At 52.4% G+C, this 23,082-nt stretch carries 19 protein-coding genes; 5 read left to right on the top strand and 14 right to left on the bottom strand.

Features of this window, described 5'->3' with window-relative positions; genetic code table 11:
• Positions 1-3: 3 nt before the first annotated feature.
• Both QMN38_RS02560 and puuE read right to left on the bottom strand, forming a co-directional pair.
• Entirely contained in the window at positions 4-2,136 is a 2,133-nt protein-coding gene (locus tag QMN38_RS02560) for a TonB-dependent receptor (protein WP_323604413.1), read from the bottom strand.
• A 215-nt stretch (positions 2,137-2,351) separates the two neighbouring features.
• Positions 2,352-3,614: a 4-aminobutyrate transaminase gene (puuE, locus tag QMN38_RS02555; RefSeq protein WP_323604412.1), complete on the bottom strand. Its 1,263-nt coding sequence runs from the start codon at positions 3,612-3,614 to the stop codon at positions 2,352-2,354.
• Between the two features lie 105 nt (positions 3,615-3,719).
• On the opposite strand from puuE, the gene pdxR reads away from it, so the two are divergent.
• On the top strand, positions 3,720-5,198 hold the full coding sequence (gene pdxR, locus QMN38_RS02550; RefSeq protein ID WP_323604411.1) for a MocR-like pyridoxine biosynthesis transcription factor PdxR: 1,479 nt from the start codon (positions 3,720-3,722) through the stop codon (positions 5,196-5,198).
• Positions 5,199-5,296: 98 nt separating this feature from the next.
• On the opposite strand, the gene QMN38_RS02545 is transcribed toward pdxR, so the two are convergent.
• The 4 genes from QMN38_RS02545 to QMN38_RS02530 form a co-directional block, all read right to left on the bottom strand.
• Positions 5,297-6,505, bottom strand: coding sequence for a cytochrome c (locus QMN38_RS02545; RefSeq protein ID WP_271456382.1), 1,209 nt, complete (start codon positions 6,503-6,505; stop codon positions 5,297-5,299).
• Positions 6,506-6,508: 3 nt separating this feature from the next.
• A complete protein-coding gene (locus QMN38_RS02540; RefSeq protein WP_323604410.1) occupies positions 6,509-8,401 on the bottom strand; it encodes an NAD(P)-binding protein in 1,893 nt (630 codons plus the stop codon).
• A gap of 90 nt (positions 8,402-8,491) precedes the next feature.
• Positions 8,492-8,965: an ester cyclase gene (locus QMN38_RS02535; RefSeq protein WP_323604409.1), complete on the bottom strand. Its 474-nt coding sequence runs from the start codon at positions 8,963-8,965 to the stop codon at positions 8,492-8,494.
• A gap of 11 nt (positions 8,966-8,976) precedes the next feature.
• Positions 8,977-10,404, bottom strand: a complete 1,428-nt coding sequence (locus QMN38_RS02530) for a gamma-aminobutyraldehyde dehydrogenase (RefSeq protein ID WP_271450256.1) — start codon at positions 10,402-10,404, stop codon at positions 8,977-8,979.
• 304 nt (positions 10,405-10,708) lie between these two features.
• Between QMN38_RS02530 and QMN38_RS02525 the strand changes: the two genes are divergently transcribed.
• Both QMN38_RS02525 and QMN38_RS02520 read left to right on the top strand, forming a co-directional pair.
• Positions 10,709-11,434, top strand: a complete 726-nt coding sequence (locus QMN38_RS02525) for a FadR/GntR family transcriptional regulator (protein WP_271440812.1) — start codon at positions 10,709-10,711, stop codon at positions 11,432-11,434.
• 24 nt (positions 11,435-11,458) lie between these two features.
• Positions 11,459-12,157: a cache domain-containing protein gene (locus QMN38_RS02520; protein ID WP_271455372.1), complete on the top strand. Its 699-nt coding sequence runs from the start codon at positions 11,459-11,461 to the stop codon at positions 12,155-12,157.
• Positions 12,158-12,249: 92 nt separating this feature from the next.
• On the opposite strand, the gene QMN38_RS02515 is transcribed toward QMN38_RS02520, so the two are convergent.
• The 7 genes from QMN38_RS02515 to QMN38_RS02485 form a co-directional block, all read right to left on the bottom strand.
• Positions 12,250-13,731, bottom strand: a complete 1,482-nt coding sequence (locus tag QMN38_RS02515) for an APC family permease (protein WP_137383305.1) — start codon at positions 13,729-13,731, stop codon at positions 12,250-12,252.
• A 274-nt stretch (positions 13,732-14,005) separates the two neighbouring features.
• Positions 14,006-15,316 carry an MFS transporter gene (locus tag QMN38_RS02510; protein ID WP_271440810.1) on the bottom strand — a complete coding sequence of 437 codons (1,311 nt, stop codon included), beginning with the start codon at positions 15,314-15,316 and terminating at the stop codon, positions 14,006-14,008.
• Positions 15,317-15,412: 96 nt separating this feature from the next.
• A complete protein-coding gene (locus tag QMN38_RS02505; RefSeq protein ID WP_271450258.1) occupies positions 15,413-16,315 on the bottom strand; it encodes a dihydrodipicolinate synthase family protein in 903 nt (300 codons plus the stop codon).
• Positions 16,315-18,027, bottom strand: coding sequence for a dihydroxy-acid dehydratase (ilvD, locus tag QMN38_RS02500; RefSeq protein ID WP_271440808.1), 1,713 nt, complete (start codon positions 18,025-18,027; stop codon positions 16,315-16,317). Before ilvD ends, QMN38_RS02505 begins: the two co-directional genes overlap by 1 nt.
• Complete coding sequence (locus QMN38_RS02495) at positions 18,024-19,394, bottom strand: MFS transporter (protein WP_323604408.1); 1,371 nt, start codon at positions 19,392-19,394, stop codon at positions 18,024-18,026. Before QMN38_RS02495 ends, ilvD begins: the two co-directional genes overlap by 4 nt.
• A 34-nt stretch (positions 19,395-19,428) precedes the next feature.
• Positions 19,429-20,076 carry a 2-dehydro-3-deoxy-6-phosphogalactonate aldolase gene (locus QMN38_RS02490; RefSeq protein ID WP_271455373.1) on the bottom strand — a complete coding sequence of 216 codons (648 nt, stop codon included), beginning with the start codon at positions 20,074-20,076 and terminating at the stop codon, positions 19,429-19,431.
• Positions 20,063-20,968 carry a 2-dehydro-3-deoxygalactonokinase gene (locus QMN38_RS02485; RefSeq protein WP_323604407.1) on the bottom strand — a complete coding sequence of 302 codons (906 nt, stop codon included), beginning with the start codon at positions 20,966-20,968 and terminating at the stop codon, positions 20,063-20,065. The genes QMN38_RS02490 and QMN38_RS02485 overlap by 14 nt, the downstream gene beginning before the upstream one ends.
• Before the next feature lie 193 nt (positions 20,969-21,161).
• Between QMN38_RS02485 and QMN38_RS02480 the strand changes: the two genes are divergently transcribed.
• Both QMN38_RS02480 and QMN38_RS02475 read left to right on the top strand, forming a co-directional pair.
• On the top strand, positions 21,162-21,893 hold the full coding sequence (locus QMN38_RS02480; protein ID WP_271450260.1) for a FadR/GntR family transcriptional regulator: 732 nt from the start codon (positions 21,162-21,164) through the stop codon (positions 21,891-21,893).
• Between the two features lie 92 nt (positions 21,894-21,985).
• On the top strand, positions 21,986-22,126 hold the full coding sequence (locus QMN38_RS02475) for a hypothetical protein (RefSeq protein WP_003832695.1): 141 nt from the start codon (positions 21,986-21,988) through the stop codon (positions 22,124-22,126).
• Between the two features lie 46 nt (positions 22,127-22,172).
• On the opposite strand, the gene QMN38_RS02470 is transcribed toward QMN38_RS02475, so the two are convergent.
• Positions 22,173-23,066: a LysR family transcriptional regulator gene (locus QMN38_RS02470; protein WP_271440803.1), complete on the bottom strand. Its 894-nt coding sequence runs from the start codon at positions 23,064-23,066 to the stop codon at positions 22,173-22,175.
• Between the last annotated feature and the right edge of the window lie 16 nt (positions 23,067-23,082).

Below are 23,082 nucleotides of genomic sequence, written 5' to 3'. Positions count from 1 at the left end.
TCCTTAAAAATCAACCTGAACAGAAATCTGCGCCTGACGTGGGGCGCCAAGTTGCGCGCTGGCCGCCCCGGCCCCCGTATAACCCGTCAACGCGCCGGGGACAATGTTGGTCCAGTAGCGGCGGTCAGTCAGGTTAGTGATATCAAACCGGAAAGTCGTGGGTGTGTTCCACAGTCTGGTGGCATAACGGCTACCAATATCCACCGTGGTATAACTGCCTACCCAGGTATCATTCGCGTTATCGGTAGCCCGACGTCCGACGTAATGCACGTTGGCATCCACATCCAGTCCCTGAACCTGTTCAATGCTATAGACTGCCAGCACATTCGAGGTAAAGCGTGGCAAGCCGACAACCTGCTTACCATCTGCATTACTGGCGGCAGTGTTGTGCAGCATGGGGTCCAACCAGGCGGCTCCCCCTAACACCCGTAAATTTTCCGTGATATGCCCATCAGCCATCAGTTCCAGCCCGCGGTTTTTCTGCGTACCGTCCTGAGCAAATTCACCGTTGTCGTTGGTATAAGCAAAGGGACGTTTTGCTTCAAATAGTGCAGCGGTGAGCAGCAGATCTTTGACGGGCGCATATTTTGCCCCCACCTCCACCTGATGGCTGCGATACGGATCCAGTACGTGTCCTGCGTTGCTGGCCCCGGCCGGTGCGGTATCCCCCTGCTGCAAACTGTCAGCCCAGGTGGTGTACAACGTGACGTTCTCAACCGGTTTATACATCAGGCTGGTGGAGCCGCTCATGCCGTTATCCTTTTGGCGACTGGTTTCATGACCGGATTTGTTATAGTTGCTGACGGTAAACAGGTTTTCGCTACCTGACAGCAACAAACTCCATTGCGGAGTGAAATGCAGCGTATCGCTTAACAGAAATGCATGCTGCGTAGTGGTCGCCGAATGATAGCGATGAGTAAAGTCAGGATAAGGCGGGCGTGGATAGTCGGGATGTTGATCAAGTGAAGAATGCCCCAGCGTAAAGGTTCCCCCATTTCTCGGGTTATAGTTTTTCCATACAAATCCGCGCATTCCGGTCGCGATATCCTGCGTCAACCAGCCGGAATCAATGCTGCCGGTCAGGTTCGCTAAATAGCTGTTGATCGTAAAACGACTGGCCGCTGAATTCGAGGTCGTGGTGGTGTAGTGACCCCGATTATCCGTCAGGGTATTGGTTACCGCCGTCGATTCGCGGTCAGCCACCTGGTGCAAGGCCCCCAGATCCAGCATCCAGTTACCGTCAAAATCATGCTTGATGTGCATGTCCGCGGTGGTCGTTTCATCATCATGACCTGCATACGACTGACCATATTTACTGTTAGTCGGATCGAATGCCGAAGGAAACTGCACGCCTTTTGCCAGCGCAAAGCTGCCCGGCATGCCTTTTTCGTAATAATGGTAATAGCTGAAATTACTCTCCAGCACGGTTTTCTCGGTCAACTGAAAATCCAGGCCCAACCCCGCGTACTGCCGACGAACATGACTATCGGTGGTGTAACTGTGCCCTTCATCATTCATCAGGTTGAGGCGGTACTTCACTCTGTCTCCCTCGTCGACAGGCCCGCTGAAATCCATTGATGCCAGCGTTCCTGACCCTGTACCTTGCCCTACGGTAACCCGATGCAGTGGCGTATCCAGAGGGCGTTTCGAGACCAGATTAAACATCCCCGCCGGGTTGGCTGGCCCGTACAGTGAACCCGCAATACCGCTCAGTACGTCTATATTCTGGAACTGCTCTGTCGGATATTCGGTGGTGGAAACGGCATTCAGCCCATCAATCATATGGTTTTGCACCACGCTCCCTTGCATGCCACGGGTTTGTGGGCGAACACCCTCTCCCTGAACGGACGGTATGTAGCGATAAACATCCTTAACATCTTTGATTTGTTGCTGATCAATCACCTTTTTCGACAGTGTTTGTACCGACCACGGAACATCGATTAACTCTCGCTGGCCCAGGCTACCGATCGTCGCCTTTTTTTCAGCCGCCGCAGGCTCCTGCTCGGGAAACGAAGATTGAGCAGGCGCGGAGGCAGTCACGGTAATGGTGTCATCAGCATGGGCCGACAGGGGGGCAGCAAGACAAGAAAAAGTCAGCAACCCGGAGGCAATTGGGGTGATTTTGCAATTTAACATGTGTTGATTCAATTCGTTAGATAGAAAGACTGGCGGTCGCTAACACAAGCGCCTTCTCTTGCGGGGCACGTTTATTATATTTGTATGATGAATAGAATAGGCTTAATCGATATATATGTAAATATATAACGAAAGGGATTGGCGAATGGCTGACAACAAAAAAGCCGACGGTAATGGCTACTGTCGGCTTTACACACGATCGGTTTTGAACGAGATTACTTCATCGACGTTTTGATTATCTCTAACGCTTTTGCAAACTGATCCTGCGGAATAGTCAGTGGGTACAGGAAGCGGATCACGTTGCCATACTGACCGCACGTTAACAGCAGCAGCCCCTGTTCAAGCGCTTTTTTCTGCACGCGCTGTGCGGCGGTGGCACTGGGTTCACCCGTGGCTGCATCGCAGAATTCAGCGGCAATCATCGAGCCTAATCCCCGCACTTCAGCAAGTTCAGGACACGCTGCACGCGCATCGGTCAGCACAGCACGCAGTTGCTCGCCAAGCGCTGCTGCACGCTGGCACAGCTTTTCATCACGAATAATATCCAGCACCGCATGAGCTGCCGCAATCGATAGCGGGTTCCCGGCGTAAGTACCCCCCAGTCCACCCGGCGCAGGCGCATCCATAATATCGGCTTTGCCTACCACACCCGATAACGGCATCCCACCCGCAAGGCTTTTCGCCATGGTCATCAGGTCTGCTTTATCCGCATAGTGATCCATCGCAAACAGCTCCCCAGTACGGGCGAAACCACTTTGCACCTCATCGGCAATCATCACGATGCCATGCTCATCGCAGATACGGCGAATTGCCGCGACAAACTCCGCCGGTGCGACAACAAAGCCGCCTTCACCCTGGACGGGTTCGAAGATAATCGCAGCGACCTGGCTCGGATCGATATCCGCTTTAAACAAACGTTCTATCGCTTTAATCGAGTCTGCAGTTGAAATCCCCTGCAGCGCAGAAGGATACGGCGCATGGTAAACGGACCCCGGGAACGGGCCGAAGCCTTTTTTGTATGGCGCCACTTTGCCGGTTAATGCCATCGTCATGTATGTCCGCCCGTGGAAACCACCGCCAAAGGCGATAACGCCAGGGCGACCGGTGTGAGCGCGGGCAATTTTAACCGCATTTTCCACGGCCTCAGCCCCGGTAGTAAAGAATGTCGTTTTACGCTTACCGTCAATTGGCGCCACGGCGTTGATTTTCTCCGCCAGCGACACATAGCTTTCGTAGGGAACAATCTGATAAGCCGTATGGGTAAAGGCTTGCAGTTGCGCTTCAACGGCCTGCACCAGACGAGGATGGCGGTGCCCGGTGTTCAGCACGGCAATCCCGGCGGCGAAATCGATATACTGATTGCCTTCTATATCGGTAATCGTGCTGTTTTCAGCCGACTGGGCATAAAAATCACACATCACACCCACGCCACGTGGGGTGGCATCCAGACGACGTTGTTGCAGGTTTTTATTGTTCATTCTCTACACCTTGTCCATAAACACAATTGGTTGAATTACCCTTTAAATTTAGACGCCATCTGGTACTTTAATCGAGAGCCAAATCGTTTTATTTTAAGGATCCAAATGCGTTCACTTGCCGGAGATGTGATCAAGCATGCATTTAGCCAGCAGACGGACGAGAAGCTGCATCGTCGCCTGTATGCCGCCATCTGTAGCTGCATCCTTGAGGGGAACCTGAAACCCGCTACCCGCATGCCTCCTTCACGCGATCTGGCGAGTGAGTTGGCGTTATCACGGAATACTGTCCTGCGGGTTTACGAGCAGTTGCAGGCCGAAGGCTATATCTCCGCGCGCACCAGCAGCGGCACATTTGTGACCGACAGCGTGCTGGACAATCTCGGCCAGGCCCCTAATAAACAACTGGTTTCACCTGCGACACATGAAGATCACACCAGTTTGTCCACCCGTAGCCTTGAACTGCTAGGGCATGCCAGCGCCAGTCCCCGCCAGTGGGGGGCTTTTATTCCTGGTGTACCGGACGTGCATTCTTTCCCGCATCGCACGCTGAAAAAGATTCAGGATCGGTTGGCAAGGCGGCTACGCCCGGAGTTTCTCACCTACGATGCCACGGGTGGTTTGATTGAACTGAAAGAAGCGCTGGCGGACTATCTGCGCACCGCACGCGGCGTACGCTGTACGCCAGATCAAATATTGATTACCGAGGGCATTCACCAGGCGTTGGATCTGGTAACTCGCTCTTTATGTAATCCTGGTGATAATACGTGGATCGAAGAACCCGGTTACTGGGGAATAAAAAACATTCTGCGCATCAATGCGGTCAACTTTTCTGCCATCCCGGTGGATGAACAAGGCATGGTTCCGCCTGCTTGCGTCGACCCGGCACCGAAACTCATTTTTGTGACACCGTCACATCAATATCCGCTTGGCCCGGTAATGAGCCTTGGTCGACGGCGGCAGCTACTCTATCAGGCACGTGAAACGCACAGCTGGATTGTGGAAGATGACTACGACAGCGAGTTTCGTTTTTCCGGCCAACCCATCCCGTCATTGCAGGGACTGGAAGAAGATGCTCCGGTTATCTATATCGGCACCTTCAGCAAAACCCTCTATCCGGCACTGCGGCTCGGGTACGTTGTGATACCTAAACCGCTTGCCGCCCCACTGATGAAGGTACATAACGATCTCTATCGTGGTGGGCATCTCCTGATTCAGGCGGCGCTGGCTGAGTTTATTCGTGAGGGTTACTATGCGGCGCACATCCGTAAAATGCGCCAGTTATATAGCCGCCGACGACATACGTTGGTAGAGCTCATTGTCAGCCAGCTTGGTGAGGATTATCTGGGGCCTTACAGCAGCAACGCCGGGCTACATCTGATTTTACAGCTACCTGCGGGTACTGATGATAGCGCCATTGCCCAACAGGCCAACGCACAAGGTCTTCTGGTTCGCCCACTTTCGCGCTACTACGTGAAAGAAGAAAAACGCAGCGGTCTGCTACTGGGCTTTGCCAGTATTGAAGAACATGAGATGGCTGCGGCGTTTACCCGACTGGCAGGTATTATCAGAATAAACACCGAGTAAGCACTGCCGGATGGCGGTGCAAGCACCTTATCCGGCCTACTAATTACGCATTTTTGTAGGCCGGCTAAGCGCAGCGCCATCCGGCATCATCGCACCGATTAATGTGAGGCTTTTTTAATCCCGGACAGATCGTCCTGGCTTACCTCACCATTACCCTCACCCCAGCTTTTACGCACGTAATTGATCACGTCGCGCATTTCGCTGTCGCTGAGCAACCCACCATAGGCTGGCATCTTAAAGGAGACATTCCCCCGTGTCGTCGGTGTTTCTGCGCCGTGGGCAATCACCCTGAACAACGGCGTTGGGTCGTCTACCATCACTAACGGGTTGTGAATGAGCGAAGGTGCATTATCATCGGTTCCTTTCCCTTCCAGACCATGACAGGTCGAGCAGTAGCGGTTGTAAGTCACTTTACCCGCTTCAGGCGAATTCGACCAGGAGGCCGTGGCAGCTACCGTACGTGCCGGTTCCGTCTTCTCACTTTTCAGGCTCAACAGATATTGTGCAATCGCCGTGGCATCTTCGTCCGTCAGATACTGTGTGCTCTGGCTGACGACTTCAGACATCGATCCCGATACTGCAGCATGTTTGCTTTTCCCCGTCAGCAGCAATGACGTTAACTCCTGCTCAGACATCCCGGTTCCCCGTAGCGATGGCGCATACCAGCCGTCGATCATCGCCCCGCTCAGGTACTCAGCATCGGCATTGGTATAGGCTTTTTCGTTCATCGCCATCCCTCTCGGGGTATGGCATGACCCGCAGTGACCCGGACCTTCCACCAGATAAGCACCCCGTTTTACCCGTGCTGCCGTATCATCCGCTTTGTTATCTTCAACAGCGGCAGTCGGCGCATCGGTAAACAACCAATTCCAGATATGCAGCGGCCAGCGGGCCGAGACAAGCCAGGGAATGGCGTTCTCTTTATTGGGCTCTGCTGACGGCTTAACATCATGCATGAAGTAGCTATACAGCGCCTGAACATCTGCGTCGGACAGTTTCGAGTAAGAAGGATAAGGCATCGCCGGATACAGGGGATGACCGTCTTTGGCAATCCCCTGGCGCACGGCCTTCTCAAAATCATCGTAAGAATAGTTGCCGATACCGTGAGTCTTATCCGGGGTAATATTCGTCGAATAGATATCACCAACCGGCGTGGGGAACTTCTTGCCTCCCGCCATCGCCGCTCCGCCTTCCGCGGTATGGCATGCCACGCAGTCGGAGATCCTCGCGATGTACTCACCGTTAGATTCAGCGGCAGAGACAGAAGCAGTAAACAGGCAGGCGATTAGAACGGTTACATTACGCATAGATCACCCCATATCCTTGAGTTCATTGACCGCGCGCCATGCCTGATCGATAGCAGCATGAGCATAAGCGCTCCAGTCAGCATCAGAGTTAGCGATGGCAATACGTCCGATAGGTTTACGCGCCCGCTCAATAATCTCCGGCATTTTTTCCATATCGTCGAACAGTGAATTAGCGTAATACGCATAACCATGCGCCCAACGGTTAACAGTAATGGCCGCGATATCCCGCTGATTGTCAAAACCGGTTGAGCCAAACATTTCCTGCAACTGAGAACGGATCATCTCTTCATGTGCGGCAAACGTGGTCCCCAGCAGATAAGCACGCCCCAAACGGAACTGCTCCCTCGCGGACAGATTACTGCCAGGATACGTGGGCACATAGACCATATGAATCACCATGGGCTCGTCCGGCGAGGCCGGGTGTTGGTATCCACCGATACTGACCGGATAGTCGAGCTTGATTCGGCTATAAGGCGCGGCCGGTGAATAAAACTCATGAACCCCCAATTGCTTAAATGCTTGCCAGTTTTTGACCACCACATTGGTGTACACCAGCGGCGCCTTCACGTTCAGTTTGAGATCGGCCTGCTGCTGCTCTGGCGTTTCCGGTACCAGATACGGGATCATCATGTTATAGCCCGCCATAATGGCGTTCTTACCGCGCACGCGATGCATTTTGCCGTCGCAAAGATACGTGACGGCAACGCCCCCCTCCACGTTCGCCGCATTAATCACCGTGCTGTTCAGGCGCAAACGCGTGGCGTTTTCCGGCAGGTCGAGCTTTTCATAATGCAGTCTGGCGAGGACAGAATCTTCCATGGTATTGCCCGGCAGCGCGTCCGGTACCATGTGTCTGACCAGCAACCGTGCCAGACCCGCATTGCCATCCGGGAAATGATAGACATAGGGCTCTTCGAGGTCGGCCAGCGATTCACCGTCCAGCGGCGGCAGCCCTAACGCTTCCATTCCCGGCAATGCGCACGCACGAGCATCACTACCGGATATGCCTTCAATACCGATGGCAAAGAAATCGTTGGAACGCTGCTGAAAATAGAGCAGCGCCATTTTGCTTAAACCAACCCTGGTGGCAAGAAACTCACTATAGCTGTGGGTATCCAGCCATTCCGTTTTCTCATCAACCGTCATCCCTGGAAGATAATCAACCGGACGTACGTGCAGATCGATTAGCGCTTTACGATCTTCCTCACTCAATGGGAAGTCATTGATAAAGTCTTCGATATTACGGCCATTGAGCCGATCTGGCGGAATATCATCGGATACCGCACGACCCGGATCACCGCTGACTATTTTCGTCTCACCAAAATTCTTTTTATCGAAGAAGACGCCGCGACTAAGCTGCCAGTCGGGGTAGAAATTAACGTCAAAACTCTTTTTCAACCGCGTGACGCTTACGCCGACAGTTTCCATCAGCTTATTCACTTCGGGGCTGAAGTTATGCGCGGGTGATTGAAAGGCTTCACTCCCGCCATATCCGATAAGTTTTTTGCCTGCGGAGGTGAATTCGTTGCGTTTGGCGTGACCACCAAAATCATCATGGTTATCAAGGATCAGCACCTTGCTGTTTTTCCCGGCCAGTTCATGCCAGAAACAACCTGCGGCCAGTCCGCTGATACCGCCGCCCACAATCACCAGATCGTACTCTTCCTCTACGGGCAGAGCGCTTAAATCAAAGTGCTTATGTTCACGGCCTAACGCATGGGCCATTTCAAACGAACCCGGATGGTTGCCGCGTAGCCCCGTTAACGCCGGCGGATAATAACTTCCATCAATAAATTCGTGCCCCTTTCCTGCCGCTCTGACCAGATCCAGAGGGGTCAGTCCCGCAGCGATCGTCACCGCCACGCCGTTGAGAAAATCACGTCGGGTAATTGCCATTAACTTTGTCCTTTTGCCACTGACACATTGTCCTAAAAAACACTACAAATGAGAGGTTCCCCCTCGTAGATACAAGGAGGACACCGCCGACTACTTCACTGGCTTCAGCTCTTCATCCAGTTTTTTAGCGTCATAATAATCACCCTGCCAGGTGATTTTTCCTGCCTTAACATGAATATAGCTGACACCTTCAAATTTGATCGGATTATTTGTCGGCGGGCTTCCCGCCCATTCGCCGCTATTTTTACCCGAGAATTCCCAACGAAATGCCACAGTATCTTCATCAGCAACAGGTTTACCGACCATTTTCCAGGTCAGATCCGGGACCGCCTTAATAAATGCACCGATCACATCTTTTTCAGCTTTTTCCCGCCCGTTTACCGGCTCCCCTGCAGCGGCATCGTAATAAACGGCATCGTCCGCCAGGTACTGGGCTGCCAGCGGCGCATTATGCGCATTCCATGCTGCCATATACGCTTTTACCGTGTTCAGCGGTGAGCTTTCTGCCAGGCTGAATCCTGAGAACATCACCAATGAAAGTACGGCTATTTTTAATGTTTTCATCGTATTACCTGTTATTCGGAGATATCACACATGATATGTTTCACCCGGGTATACTCATCGAGCGAATAAGAGGAGAGATCTTTTCCGTAGCCGGATTTTTTGAATCCACCGTGTGGCATTTCGGCGCACAGAGGAATATGACTGTTAATCCAAACTGTGCCGAAATCGAGATCAATACTGAAACGCTGCGCGCGACTGTGATTGCTGGTCCAGACGCTCGCGGCCAGGCCATATTCCACATCGTTCGCCTTGCGCAACGCTTCTTCATCACCAGAAAACGACTGAATGGTCATTACCGGGCCAAACACTTCGTGTTGAATGGCTTCATCGTGTTGATGCAGGCCGGAAATTATCGTCGGTTCAAAGTAGAAACCCGGCCCAGGCCCCGCATGACCACCGGTTTCAATTTTCGCATGTGCAGGTAAACGCTCAATAAACCCCTTCACCTGCTCAAGCTGATTTTTGCTATTCAGCGCGCCATATAACGCATCCTGATCCTGCGGAGGACCAAACTTGATACTTTTCGTTTTTTGGATCAGTTTTTCCAGGAACGTCGCATAGACAGAATCTTCCACCAGGATGCGCGTGGCGGCAGTACAATCCTGTCCGCCATTGAAAAATCCTGCGGTAGTGATAGCAGTAATCGCCTTGTCCATATCGGCATCAGCGAATACGACGGCGGGCGCTTTGCCACCCAGTTCAAGATGGGCCTTTGTCAGGTTAGCTGCTGCTGATGCCGCAACCTGCAGACCAGCGCGTACCGAACCGGTAATCGACACCAATGAAGCCGTCGGGTTAGAAACCACCAGCGAGCCAGTACTGGCCTTGCCCAACACGACGTTAAACGCCCCTCGCGGAAATAAGGGTGCCGCCAGTTCAGCCAGGAGCAGCGTACTTACCGGGGTGGTATCGCTCGGCTTTAAAACCACCGTATTGCCAGCGGCAAGCGCCGGTGCAATCTTCCATACCGCCATCATAAACGGGTAATTCCACGGTGTGACTTGTCCCACAATGCCCAACGGCTCACGACGAATCGTTGAGGTGAACCCGGCGGAATATTCTCCGGCGGCCTTCCCTTCCAGACAACGTGCTGCGCCGGCAAAAAAACGGATCGCATCGCACGACGCAGCGATCTCTTCTTTCTCGATAAAATGACGCAATTGACCGGTTTCCTGGCTTTGCGCGTTGACCAGTCGTTCAACATTTTTTTCTATCTCATCCGCCAGTTGCAGCAGTGCTTTTTGTCGCTGGGCAGGTGTCGATTTTTTCCATATGTTAAATGCCGCCGCGGCCGCCGAGTAGGCAAGCGCCACCTCAGTCGCACCGGCATTAGGCGATAACGCGTACGTTTCACCGTCAACCGGGCTCACCAACTCAAACGTGTCTTCTGTGTTACCCGCTACATATTGCCCGTTTATAAAATGCTTCAGGGTTCTCATGCCTTTCTCCCGCCAATTAATACATAAAGAAGCTTATGTAATATATATATTGTAAAAATTTTTCAAATGCGCAACATTGACACTATGATAAGCCTCGCACTTTTAACTTAAATTTTACATTTTCAGGGTAAGGTTATTTATCGTCAGCGCGGAATGCGTTTTGACGCTATCGGGACACACATCCGCCTGTGCAGCGATGTTGCGCGTGGGCTGGTAAAATAACGCGGCCATTCTGACCTTTCGTGCCCCGCGGGCATGTGTTAAAAATGGTCGTTGTTTCAGGGAATTGAGTGCAGAAAAGATTATGATTACTCATGCGGTCATATTTGCGCCTATCGGGCAGGTCAGTCGTTCAGACCAGATAGTGCAGCGCCTTTCAAACGCCATTATTACCGGGTTGCTGGAGCCAAAAGAACAGCTGCCCAATGAAACCGATTTGGCAAAGATGATGGGTGTCTCACATATCACTATCAGAGAAGCGCTCAACACGCTTCGGGCTAATAATCTTATCCATACGGTTCGTGGCCGTAATGGCGGGAGCTTCGTTTGCGAGAATATTGATGGCAAAAATAGCGCCCTGCATCCGTTTAAATCGATCAGTACCGATTACCTTTCGGATTTAGGCGAAATGCATTGCGCCATTATCAGCCACAGCGCCAGGTTAGCCTCCAGACGCATGACCGGGGCGGACATTGCCAAATTTCGCGAGTTTGTAGACGTACTGAGGAAAGCCGATTCACCTGAACTGATGACTCAGGCCGATATGCGTTGTTTGCTGGCAATTGCGGCCAGCTCTCATTCAGCACGGCTGGCCAACCAGGAGCTTCAGGTCCAGGCCGAGTGGGCATCACTGGTGGCAATACTCTATCGCGCCGACAATATTCATGCGGAAATTATTGCGCTTTATTCGGCGCTGGCCGACGCGCTCGCCGCCCATAACGAGACCGAGTCAGTCCAGTACGCCACGCAGATCATCGACACGTTTACCTATTACCTTATTGAAAAAAAGCTGAAATATAACTCGAACTGACAATCAGTGAAGGCAGGACAGACCATGAGCTCTTCGACATCCTTAAGCGCATTAATCCGTAAAATTGATGATATTACCGCCTCTACCGTAGAGTCTACCGTTGCGCTGGCGAGGAGCATTCACGAGGCCATTGCTGGTGTGCAAAAAGCTTCAGCCGAAGTTGTCCTCGACCCTGCTGTCAGATCAACGGTTCAACAACACATCAAGAGCACACTGAACAACAACCACTACTGTTCGGGCGCAGGTTTCGCCAGCCATATTGGGAGTACAGAAACCACCAAAGAATATTGGCTGCTGGAATGGTGGTATAAGAAAGATAATGGATTGAGTCAGGCACATCTGGATTTGGATCAGGCGACGCAACAGCGGCTGGATTTCAGAACCTTTGAGTGGTTTAAGCATTCGCCTCCGGCAGGTGAAGCGTATATCCATGGCCCGTATGTCGACTATATCTGTAACATCTCCTATACCCTAACCTCAGCGGTGCCAGTTTACTATCATGATCAGTTTCTCGGCGTCGCCGCCGTCGATCTGCTGGTCAGTCAGATAGAAGCCGAACTGCTCTCCTGCCCTCACCCTGATTATGTCATTCTGACCAATCTGGAAAACCGGATCATCTTTTCCAGTTGGCCGCGCTTTCGCGTCGGTGAATTATTGTCACCTGCGCACAGCACGGTGGTGTATCAAAGCGACTACTTTATCCTTTATCACTACCAGAAATAGTCAATTCAAGGCTGAGCGTTACCGGATAAGGATGCCAGCGTCGTATCCGGCGCGTAAAACGGTCGAAACTAAGGGCCCGAAGGCCCTTAGTTTTAGTTATCCTGCCCCATATTGAGTTTCGTGGCGTAGGCAATGGCATCGTTTTCCGGTGCAGCCGAGCGGCCAAAGGGTCGGGTAAGGAACATGTAGATCAATCCTGAACCTACCACAATCGCCAGACCAAACAGTACTGTCCAACGGTCGATGAAATCACTGCTGTCAGCAGGCTGTGCCAGTAACCAGATCCCACACAGACCGTAAGCTAACGCCAGCACGTTGACAATCACACCCCAACCACCAATCGTCCACTCTCCGGCGGGTTTCCAGCCTTTCAGGCGTTGACGCAGCGCGGCCAGTACCACCATCTGGAATGAAATATAAATACCGATAACAGCAAATGCGGTGATACGCGATAAGTTATCTGGCTGGAAATAGACCCAGACACAAATGATAACGGGCAACACACAGCTGACGACCATGGCATTATCCGGGACACCATTTTTAGAAATTTTGGCCATCCACTCACTGCCCGGCAGCATTCTGTCGCGGGAGAAAGAAAAGATAAGACGACTTAATGCTGCTTGCAGAGACAAAATGCACGACAGCATCGCGATAATAGCGACAATAATAAAGACCGTCGCACCGGTTTCCCCCAGCGCTTCATTAAGGATTGCCGGGATCGGATCGGCGGTTTTACCATTCACGATACTCACCAGGTTCGGTGACGCCAGCAGGTAGCCCATGACGGAGATAATGGCGGAGATCGCGCCAAACACGATACTTAAAATCATGGCTACCGGGATTTTTTTGCTTGGATTTTGCACTTCCTCTGCCACGTTACCGCACGCCTCGAAGCCAAAGAACATAAACAGGCCCATCAGCGCGGCGGACATAAAGGCGGTGGAATAACTTCCGTCATGCGCCAGTACCCCCATCGAATCAAAGATGACGGAGAAAGGCTGTGAACGGTGGAAAATCAGCAGGTAAATACCCAGCGCAATCACGCTGACGATTTCACACCAGAAACCAATTTTGGCGACCCTGGCCAGATTCCTGGTCCCGGACATATTGACGGCCATCATCAAGAGCAGCAGCAAAACGGAAGTCACCAGCATGGTGGCGGGTGTCTGGCCATAATGAAAGAGTGATTCAACAAATGTTGATGTGTATTCCGCGATCGAGGTAATGGTCACCACCAGCGCCCACAGGTAGATCCAGGCGGCGATCCACGCATATTTCTTACCCCACAACCTTCTCGCCCAGGGATACAGTCCCCCGGTGATCGGATATTGAGACGCAACCTCACCAAACACCAGGGCGACTAACAACTGCCCACACGCGACGATCAAAATCCACCACACTGCGGGTGGTCCTGCCAACGTCACTGCCAACGCGAACAGCGAATAAACAGCGGTAAGCGGCGACAGGTAGGTAAAACCCAACGCAAAATTTGAAATAAGCCCGATCGAGCGGTTGAACTGTTCTTTGCCATCTTTTTGAAAATTATCGTTTTTCTTATCAGGTGTCTGTTCCATATTTCTTTCTCTTTTGTGGAATAGTCGCAGGGTTGAACAATTAATGTATAAAAGATATTAAGTTATATGTATAGTGATTTTGTCGCATATTTGTTAAAACAAATCGCACATCACGTTCCTGAATGGACGGGGATATGACTCAGTTTGCTAACATTTATTTTACACATAGAGTGAGTTACGAGAGATTTTCAGCGTTGGCGGGATGAGATGGCTGGTGCGCACCTGGTTGGCGTTTATGCCCAGGTACGCACCAGTGGAAACGACGATTTTTGACTTAACGCAGGCTTTCTTCTTTTCCAGCAACTCGCGAGTTACGCGTGGGAGATATTGACAGAACGTACAGTGCCAACCCACCGCCACTCACCAGGGCAAACGCAACAATCACCAAAGACGCATCATAATTTCCTGTCAGATCTTTCAACCGTCCCATGAGCGGCGGAAACACCAGGCCTGCCACGTTGGCAACAGCATTGATCAGTGCGATGGCCGCTGCGCCTGCGACCCCGGTTAAGGATTCAGTGGTTGCCGCCCAGAATATTGGGGTAATTGCCCAGTTCAGACCGACCGTTACCACCAGCAGAAGGTATGCCAGCAGCAGATACTGGGTATAAACCGCGACAAGGAGTAATCCGCCGGCTAACATCAGCGGGATTGCAAGGTGCAGACGTCGCTCTCCACTACGGTCAGAATGGCGACCATTGAGCCACATAAACAGACATGCGAACAAAAAAGGTACCGCGGAGAGTAAGCTGACAATCAGGTTACTTTGCTCCGTGACGACACCTTTAACGATCAGCGGCAGGAACAACGTAATGCCTATCGTACCAAAGGCCTGCAGCAACCAGATGGCACTCAGCAACCATACCTTTTTACTGGTGAGAGCCTGATGCCACTGATGGTGATGATTGTCTGCCCCGGCTTCGGACGAGAGTTTCCGTTGTAACCAGTCTCGTTCCTGTACACTGAGCCAACGCGCCTGAGCGGGAGAATCATCAAGATAAAACCAAACGACCACACCGAGGATAACCGCCGGAATACCTTCTAATAAAAACAGCCAACGCCAGCCCGCAATATCGAAAAAACCATGCATATTTAAAATAGAGCCGGAAATTGGTAAGCCAATGACTGATGCCAGCGCAGCGCCGATATAAAACATGGACATGGCATGTGCCCGGTTATTTCGCGGGTACCAACAGGAAAGATAATAAATAATTCCGGGGGTAAATCCCGCCTCCGCGACACCGAGTAAAAAACGCATAATATATAGCTGCGTTGGCGTCTGCACCAGACTCATACCCGCAGCAATCATGCCCCAGGTCACCATAATCCTGGCGATCCACAGTTTCGCGCCAACGCGCGTCAGAATGACATTGCTGGGCACTTCAAAAAGAATATAAGCAATATAAAAAATACCAGCAGCAATACCATACATTTCAGCGGTTAGCGCAAGATCGGCGTTCATCTGTAATGCGGCGACTGAAATGTTAGAACGGTCAATATAAGCAATAAGATACAGCAACATCAGGAAGGGAATAAGCCGTTTGTTCACTCTCTTAATCGTTGAATCATGAATATCATTTTGCATGTTAACCTCGCATGCTGCGCGCTATAGAACGCCAGTACGAACAGGTGTTTAATCGGGTATGGATGTGCCATACCCGATCCACTTGCTGGAGATGACTCAGACCGACAAATTGAACTGTGAAATAAAACTATCGATGGTTTTTAAATCCTCATCCGCTAATTGCCAACCGGGTTTACGACAATAGTCATCGGCGATGATCCCGCGTCGCTGCAATATCGTTTTTTCAATCTGGATAATATATTCGCAGTGCTGCATCCAGTGCTGAATATACGGCAACAGCGCGTTGTGTAATTGCACCGCCTGCTGATGTTCCCCCGCCAGCCAGTGTTGATATATACGCACATAAATTTCGCTAAACGAGCAGCCTGGCATCACGCCTTTTCCGCCCACGTCCAGCATATGCAGCATATAGAGACCTGCGTAACCGTTGAGAACGTGAGCGTCTGGAGCCTGTTGCAGGAATTCACGCGTGTAATCCACAGGCGGATTACATTCAATCTTAAACACCGCATGTGGATAGCGTTTTGCGACCTCGGCCAGTTGATGTGGCGTAACCGGGAATCCTGTTTCGCCTGGCGCGTACTGCACCATCACCGGAATAGTTACCGCCTCAAGTACGGCAGAGATGTGCGCCTGTACAGCTGCCAGTGACGGTTGCAGGAAAAATGGCGGGAGCAACATCAACGCGTCAGCCCCCATGCTTTGGTACAGCCGCGCCCGCCGTACTGCAAGGTCGGTGCTATGATCGGTAATCGACAGTGCGCGAAACAGTCGCTTCCCCGACAATTCATCAAGATAGATTTCTGCCAATTGCAACCGTTCGCCATCGTCCAGCTTGGGAAACTCGCTGGCAATACCAAACAACGTTAAACCATTCACACCGAGACCGGAAAGGTGAGCCACCAGCCGACGAAAACTCGTAAAATCGACCTCACCCTGTGCGGTAAACGGCATGGCGACGATGGGATTGACGCCCTGGATCATTGCGACTGATGACATCAGAGATCCTCCCTATCGGCCAGTACAGCCCCTTGCGCCGCAGGTAGCGCCCAACGACGATACAGCCGCAAGAATCCACGTGGCACCTCTTTATGCACCAGTTGGCAGACTTTTTGACGCTCTGCCAGTACGGCATCCGCCACATTCAGCGTTAATGTCCGCTGCGGAATATCAATGCTGATAGTGTCCCCCGTTTCAACCAGTGCCAGCACGCCGCCATCGCTGGCTTCTGGCGAAATATGCCCAACGAATAGCCCCCGATTTGAACCGGAAAAACGCCCATCGGTTATCAGCGCACACGAGTCCGAGAGATTCATCCCTTCGAGGAATTTCATCGGCTTATACATCTCTGGCATGCCCGGCCCCCCCTTCGGTCCTTCGTAACGCAGAACCAACACGCTGCCGGGTTGAATATCACCGGAGAGGATCGACTCGACGGCCTCATCCTCGCTGTTAAACACCACGGCAGGTCCGGTAAAGACCATCAAATGCTCCGGAACCGCAGCGGGTTTCACCACACACCCCATAGGCGACAAATTGCCATGCAGCACCGCGACACCGGATTCATTGCGTACCGGGATCGCCAGCGTATGAATCACTTCCGGGCGACGAGTGGCAGGAACATCCATTAGCCACTCCCCTTTTTTCTGTCCATTGACCGTCAGGCAATTGAGTTCCAACAGGTTGGCGATCTCTTTTTCCACCGCAGCGACGCCCCCCGCTTCCCAGAAGTCGATCATGTCGTATTCCGATGCCGGATAGAGCGAAGCCACCAGCGGTACCTGATGACTCAGAGCATCAAACTCAGCCAGCGGCAGATGTCCCAGTTCCGCCTCATAGTAAATAGCTTGCAGGTGCAGAATTGCGTTGGTTGAGCCCCCCGTAGCCAACAGATAGGTCATCGCATTGCGGATCGCGTCGCGGGTAATGATCTGCCGCGCATTCACGCCGCGCTTTACCAGGTCCACTGCGGTCATTCCTGTCGCATAGGCGCAATCACGGCGTTCGCGTGAAATCGCGGGCAGCGTACTGCTCCCCGGCAGGCTCATACCCAAAACCTCAGCAATACAGCACATTGTATTGGCCGTTCCGTACATCGTGCAGGATCCGTGCCCTGGTTCGGCAATATCTTCAATGTGCCGGAACTCTGCCTCATCGATTTCCCCGCGACGTTTCCAGCCTATTGCCTCAGTGACAATATTGCCGTCCCAATGCTTACCTTTGTATTCAGCAGGATACATTGGCCCACCGTTGACCAGAATGGCCGGAATATCAAGTCGAGCCGCCGCCATCAACATGGCGGGGACAATTTTGTCACATGACCCCAATAGCACCATGCCGTCGAAGCGGTGGGCACGCATCATCACTTCGATCGAGCTGGCGATAATTTCCCGCGCCGCCAGGATGTAGCGCATGCCCAGATGCCCTTCTGCAATACCGTCACAAGGAGCGATGGTACCAAACACCATGCCTACGCCACCCGCTTCATCAATGCCCTTTAGCACATGTGTCGTGAGTTCATTCAGGTTGGCATGCCCTGCCGTTGCATTGGTATAACTGTTGACGACGGCAATCACTGGCCGGCGAAGTTGCTCGTCGGTATGTCCCATTGATTTATACAGGGCACGTTTTAAGGCGCCGTCATCACCGCTGAGGATCGGGTTGAAGTGTTCGCCACCACAACCTGCGCATCCGCTGCCACAACTGCTCATATATGACCTCTTTTCGTTAATACACTGCTTTCTGCCTGTGTCGTCGCTTTTCGATCGCGGGGGTTAATCAGGCGTGCCGGGATGAGGAAGATCAGCGGTGCGCAGAGCACCAGGAATCCCGCCAGAATATACAGCCCGCTACTGGTGCTGCCGGTGGTGTCTTTCAGCCAGCCCAGTACGGTCGGACCAAAGAACCCGGCCAGGTTGCCGATGGAGTTCACTAACGCGATGCCTGCTGCTGCAGCAGTACCCGAGAGCAGCGTCCCTGGCAGGCTGATATAGGTTGGAATCAGCGATAACGTTCCGGACATCGCGACACAAATCCATGCCATCATCCAGAACGTGGAGCCTTCATTGAGGGCGCTAAACGTCAGGCCAATCGCACCGACTATCGCCGGAATGGCAATGTGCCAACGGCGCTCCTGCTTCAGGTCCGAGTGACGGCTGTTCCACAACATGCAGACCGCGCCGAAGATATACGGCACCGCCGCCAGCAGGCCGATAGCAAAATCATCCTGTACGCCGGAGCTTTTAATGATCGATGGCAACCAGAAGTTAATGCCGTAATAGCCGATATTGAAGCTGAAGAAGATCAGTGCCAGCAGCCAGACGAACCGGTTGCGGAACATGGCAGACAGGCTGTGCTGCGGCATTCCCGCATTCGCCGCTACTTTATCAAGCTGGTCTTTTTGCAAATCCTGTTCGATCAGCGCTTTTTCAGCATCCGACAACCATTTCGCCGATTTCACGTCATTATCGAGATAACGCAACACCACGAAGGCCAGCAGGAATGATGGGATTGCCTCCACCAGGAACAGCCATTGCCAGTTATGCAGGTGACCCACGCCCTCAAACATTTTCAGGATCAGCCCCGATAGTGGACTGCCGATAATGGTTGATAACGGTGTGACCAGGATAAACAGCCCGAGCGTACGAGCAGAGCGCCATGAGGGGAACCACAGCGTTAAATAGTAAACGATCCCTGGGAAGAACCCGGCTTCCGCGACACCCAGTAAAAAGCGCACGACATAGAACTGGGTCGGAGTAGTCACAAACATTGTCAGCGCGGACAATATCGCCCAGCTGGCCATGATGCGCGCAATCCAGAAGCGGGGACCAAACCGCTGCATCAACAGGTTGCTGGGGACTTCAAAGATAAAGTAACCAATAAAAAAGATACCGGCACCAATCCCATAAACTGTATCGCTCAGATTAAGCGCATCCTGCATATGGAGTTTGGCGAAGCCCACGTTTACACGATCGATATAGGCAAAGAAATAACACAGGATTAAAAACGGGATCAGCCGTCGGGTCACTTTACGATAAACCGCATTTTTATTTTCAGTATCGAGGGTACGCGTATTCATCTTTCAGCCTCTTAAGTTGTTATTGGCGCGACGCTCAGGTATTTACCTGTTGCCAGGCTTGAGCATAGGCCAGCGCGTTATGCATAACCTGTTCACGGCATGTGCCCGCACGGTATAAACCACCCCCGCAGCCAAAGCCTTTTGCCCCCGCCGACATCCAGTTTTGCAACTGCTGAGCCTCGGCTGAAACACCTCCGACCGGCATGCAAATCACGTGAGGCGGTAGGACCACGCACATAGCTCGCAGTATGTCCGGGGAGATCATTTCCGCAGGGTAAAACTTCAGCCCGCTGGCTCCGGCATCCAGCGCCGTAAACGCCTCGCTTGGGGTGATCACACCGGGTAAGCTAATCGCCCCCCGCTCCCTGCTACGGCGGATGACCGAGGTGTTCATATTCGGCGAGATAATCACTTGCCCGCCCGCATCGACAACGCTATCAACTTGCGCCGCCGTCAGTACCGTACCCGCCCCGACGATAGCACGCTCGCCAACGCGTTCACGTAGCAGCGTGATAGAATCGAGCGCTCGCGGGGAATTTAGCGGAACCTCCAGCCAGGTGAAGCCGGCCTCCAGCAGTACATCCCCGATATCCGGTGCTTCCTCAGGTGTCAGACCGCGCAGAATGGCGATCATCGGAAGCGGTGTTTTCTGCCACAACGTGGCAAAGTCAAAACTGTCCATGGTGTTTCTCTGTTAGCCGTTGTTGAAGGGACTGCATTCCGGCGATAAAACAGCAATCGCCATCAATGCAGCGTGTCTTAATACCCAACGCCGTTGCCGCCAACTGGTAGCGGCGAGTTAGCGCCGCACTCCCCACCAGCCAGACAAGCCCGCGACAGTCAGCGCCGAACTCTGTACCGATCAATAATCCGGAGAGATAATCACTGACGGATTCAGCAGGTAATTCACCTGAAAGTCGCCGCGTTCGGGTGGAAAAAAGGAGTTGGCTTAGCGCCGCGTGACGCTGGGATGCCTCTACCCCAAGTAGAAATGCACTGTCATCGATCACCGCATCAGGAAGACCGCGGCCAAGTAACGAGTGAGAAATCAATACCTGAAAAAGCTCACCGGTCATATATGTCGAAAAATCAGTAATCTGCCTATTCTCGACCGCTACATGTTTGCTATGCGTGCCCGGTAAAATTGCCTGAAAATCCGCAATATCTTCCAGTATCGCCAGCCCCAGCAACTGAACCTCTTCGCCACGCATCACGTCCGGTATGCCGCCAGCAGGTGACGCTCGCAAACCAGGAACAATCCACGCCTCACTTCCCCATGAGGTCGTGAACGTTTTGCTGTGGGCAAGCAAACTGTCGGCACTGGCAGGAAGCGGACAATAGTCAACCTCATACCAGCCCTGCTGCGAACCCACCATTCCGGCCATCGCTATTGTCGGAGCTGCATTAGTCACCCACTCATCCAGCAGCATTTTTAGCGTGCCATCGAATTGACCTTGTTTGACATGGAGCAGTCCGCAGTTGGCGCTACGTTTATCCAGCACGTCATCTCCTGCCATCAACCACGCCCGGAAATTTGAGGTTCCCCAGTCAACCGCAATCCATTCCCATTTCATCTTGTAACCCCAATTATTAAATCTTGTATGACAAGAATGTAGTTAATTTTATGTAAGTGATCTGTGAGCACGATCGTGAAGTGAAACAAAACGTATAATTGTGTTATCTGAAGGGACAAGTGATGCTTCCTTGTATACATAACGCCTTGTTTTATGCGTACAATGGGCAACCCTCTATTTTTCAAGGCGAACAATGACGACTTCCCTGGCCACCATCTCCGAAACGATCACGCGTGATCTGGCAATGAAAATCCTCCGCGGCACCCTGTGCGATGGGGAGATGCTCCCCGGCGAGAATGAGCTAGCCGTGCAGTACTCTGCATCGCGTACTTCTGTACGAAACGCACTGCATGTTTTATCGGCGAAAGGATTACTGTCGATTCAGGCTAAACGTCGCAGTACGGTCAACCCACGCGAACTCTGGAGTTTTCTGGATACGGATGTGCTGGGCTGGATGGAAGAAGTGGGTATCTCGCCTGATGTCGCAGAACAGCTGGTCGTCACCCGTCTGATGTTCGAGCCCAACGCTGCCGCGTTGGCTGCCGCCAACGCAACTGCGCGCGATCTGGCCGCGATTGAAGAGGCCTGGACGCTGATGTCGCGCGGGCAACAACAAGATGAAATTGCGCTGTTTGAGGAAGGGGATTTGGCGTTTCACACAGCGCTATTGAAGTCGTGTCATAACCCGTTCTTAATGTCGATTGGCAACGCCCTTTCCGCCGCCATGATGCTGTCGTTTAAACAGACGCAGGAATCCTCGGTGCGGGAAACCGAGCACGCTGTTGAGCAGCACCGTCTGCTGCTGGAAGCGATACGCCTGCGTCAAGGCGTGACGGCCAGGGAATGTATGCGCGATATTATTCTCAGCGCCGCGAACCGCCATCTGTGGGATACGCTGCCGGAAAAATACGCTGACCTGGTATAAGAACGTGCTTAGTAGCAATAATCGCTGCTGTTCAGCAACATTTTTGCAATATAATGGAACGATGTTAAACGCTGAACCTGAGCAGGTGAATGATGGAAATTGATCTCGATAATCTGGTCTTTGATGGACTGGAAGAAGCACAAGAGCGTAATGCTGAACGTCTGGAAGATGCGGACAAAAAAGCGCAGGAAATTATTGCTGATAACGACTGCGGCGATGCCTGCAAAATCTAATTTCTGAACCGGCGCAATGCCGGTTTTTTTCTAGTCAGCCTGCGCTTCACGCCGTATAACGCAACGCTTCAATTAGCTGTGCAAAGGCCGCGGTATGTTGTCTACGGCTGGGATAGTACAGGTAATAACCGGGAAAAGGTTCACACCAGTCTTCCAGTACTTTTTCCAACGCCCCTTCTGCTACCGCCTGTTCGACGGTATCTTCCGGTACAAAAGCCAGGCCCATGCCCGAAATTGCCGCACTGATACGCGGTGGCAGATTGTTAAAAATAAGCTGCCCTTCTACCCGCACACGGAGATCCTGCCCATTCCTGGCAAACTCCCAGGCATACAGCCCACCGAGGGTCGGCATGCGCATATTGATGCAGTTATGATTCTGTAGATCGTGTGGGGTTTGCGGTTTGCCATGGCGGGCAAAATAAGCGGGTGCCCCCACCACGACCATGCGCCAGTCGGGACCGATCCTGACAGCAACCATATCTTTGGCCACCTGCTCACCGAGTCTGATACCGGCATCATAGCGTCCCGTCACGATATCCGTCAGGCTATTGTCGATAGTCATTTCCACATTTACATCAGGATACGCCTGCAAAAACGGCTGTAGTGCAGGCCAGACTGTCGATTGCAACGCATGTTCCCCGAGCGTCAGACGGATATTACCCGCCACGCGCTGACGAATATCGGTTAATGCCAATAGCTCCGTTTCAATGTCATCGAAACGCGGACTGATACTGTTGATAAGCCGTTCACCGGCTTCGGTTGGCGCAACGCTTCGCGTGGTACGGGTCAACAGTCTGACATCCAGTCGCTCCTCAAGCCCGCGAATGGCATGGCTTAATGCTGACTGCGAGACCCCTAGCTTCGCTGCGGCGCGGGTAAAACTGCGTTCACGGGCGACGACAATGAGATAATAAAGATCGTTAAAATTATCACGCAGCATGCTTGTTCCCAATCCA

The sequence above is a fragment of the Citrobacter sp. R-1.5.2 genome (assembly GCF_035064245.1).
Classification (GTDB): domain Bacteria; phylum Pseudomonadota; class Gammaproteobacteria; order Enterobacterales; family Enterobacteriaceae; genus Citrobacter.
This window is presented reverse-complemented; position numbering and strand designations above follow the sequence as displayed.

Excerpts from the sequence above, each read along its gene's own strand:
- QMN38_RS02495 (WP_323604408.1), bottom strand. The coding sequence starts at position 19,394 with ATGAATACGCGTACCCTCGATACTGAAAATAAAAATGCGGTTTATCGT.
- QMN38_RS02525 (WP_271440812.1), top strand. The coding sequence starts at position 10,709 with ATGATTACTCATGCGGTCATATTTGCGCCTATCGGGCAGGTCAGTCGT.
- QMN38_RS02470 (WP_271440803.1), bottom strand. The coding sequence starts at position 23,066 with ATGCTGCGTGATAATTTTAACGATCTTTATTATCTCATTGTCGTCGCC.
- QMN38_RS02510 (WP_271440810.1), bottom strand. The coding sequence starts at position 15,316 with ATGCAAAATGATATTCATGATTCAACGATTAAGAGAGTGAACAAACGG.
- QMN38_RS02480 (WP_271450260.1), top strand. The coding sequence starts at position 21,162 with ATGACGACTTCCCTGGCCACCATCTCCGAAACGATCACGCGTGATCTG.
- QMN38_RS02515 (WP_137383305.1), bottom strand. The coding sequence starts at position 13,731 with ATGGAACAGACACCTGATAAGAAAAACGATAATTTTCAAAAAGATGGC.
- QMN38_RS02540 (WP_323604410.1), bottom strand. The coding sequence starts at position 8,401 with ATGGCAATTACCCGACGTGATTTTCTCAACGGCGTGGCGGTGACGATC.
- QMN38_RS02560 (WP_323604413.1), bottom strand. The coding sequence starts at position 2,136 with ATGTTAAATTGCAAAATCACCCCAATTGCCTCCGGGTTGCTGACTTTT.
- QMN38_RS02520 (WP_271455372.1), top strand. The coding sequence starts at position 11,459 with ATGAGCTCTTCGACATCCTTAAGCGCATTAATCCGTAAAATTGATGAT.
- puuE (WP_323604412.1), bottom strand. The coding sequence starts at position 3,614 with ATGAACAATAAAAACCTGCAACAACGTCGTCTGGATGCCACCCCACGT.
- QMN38_RS02505 (WP_271450258.1), bottom strand. The coding sequence starts at position 16,315 with ATGTCATCAGTCGCAATGATCCAGGGCGTCAATCCCATCGTCGCCATG.
- pdxR (WP_323604411.1), top strand. The coding sequence starts at position 3,720 with ATGCGTTCACTTGCCGGAGATGTGATCAAGCATGCATTTAGCCAGCAG.
- ilvD (WP_271440808.1), bottom strand. The coding sequence starts at position 18,027 with ATGAGCAGTTGTGGCAGCGGATGCGCAGGTTGTGGTGGCGAACACTTC.
- QMN38_RS02485 (WP_323604407.1), bottom strand. The coding sequence starts at position 20,968 with ATGAAATGGGAATGGATTGCGGTTGACTGGGGAACCTCAAATTTCCGG.
- QMN38_RS02545 (WP_271456382.1), bottom strand. The coding sequence starts at position 6,505 with ATGCGTAATGTAACCGTTCTAATCGCCTGCCTGTTTACTGCTTCTGTC.
- QMN38_RS02535 (WP_323604409.1), bottom strand. The coding sequence starts at position 8,965 with ATGAAAACATTAAAAATAGCCGTACTTTCATTGGTGATGTTCTCAGGA.
- QMN38_RS02475 (WP_003832695.1), top strand. The coding sequence starts at position 21,986 with ATGGAAATTGATCTCGATAATCTGGTCTTTGATGGACTGGAAGAAGCA.
- QMN38_RS02530 (WP_271450256.1), bottom strand. The coding sequence starts at position 10,404 with ATGAGAACCCTGAAGCATTTTATAAACGGGCAATATGTAGCGGGTAAC.
- QMN38_RS02490 (WP_271455373.1), bottom strand. The coding sequence starts at position 20,076 with ATGGACAGTTTTGACTTTGCCACGTTGTGGCAGAAAACACCGCTTCCG.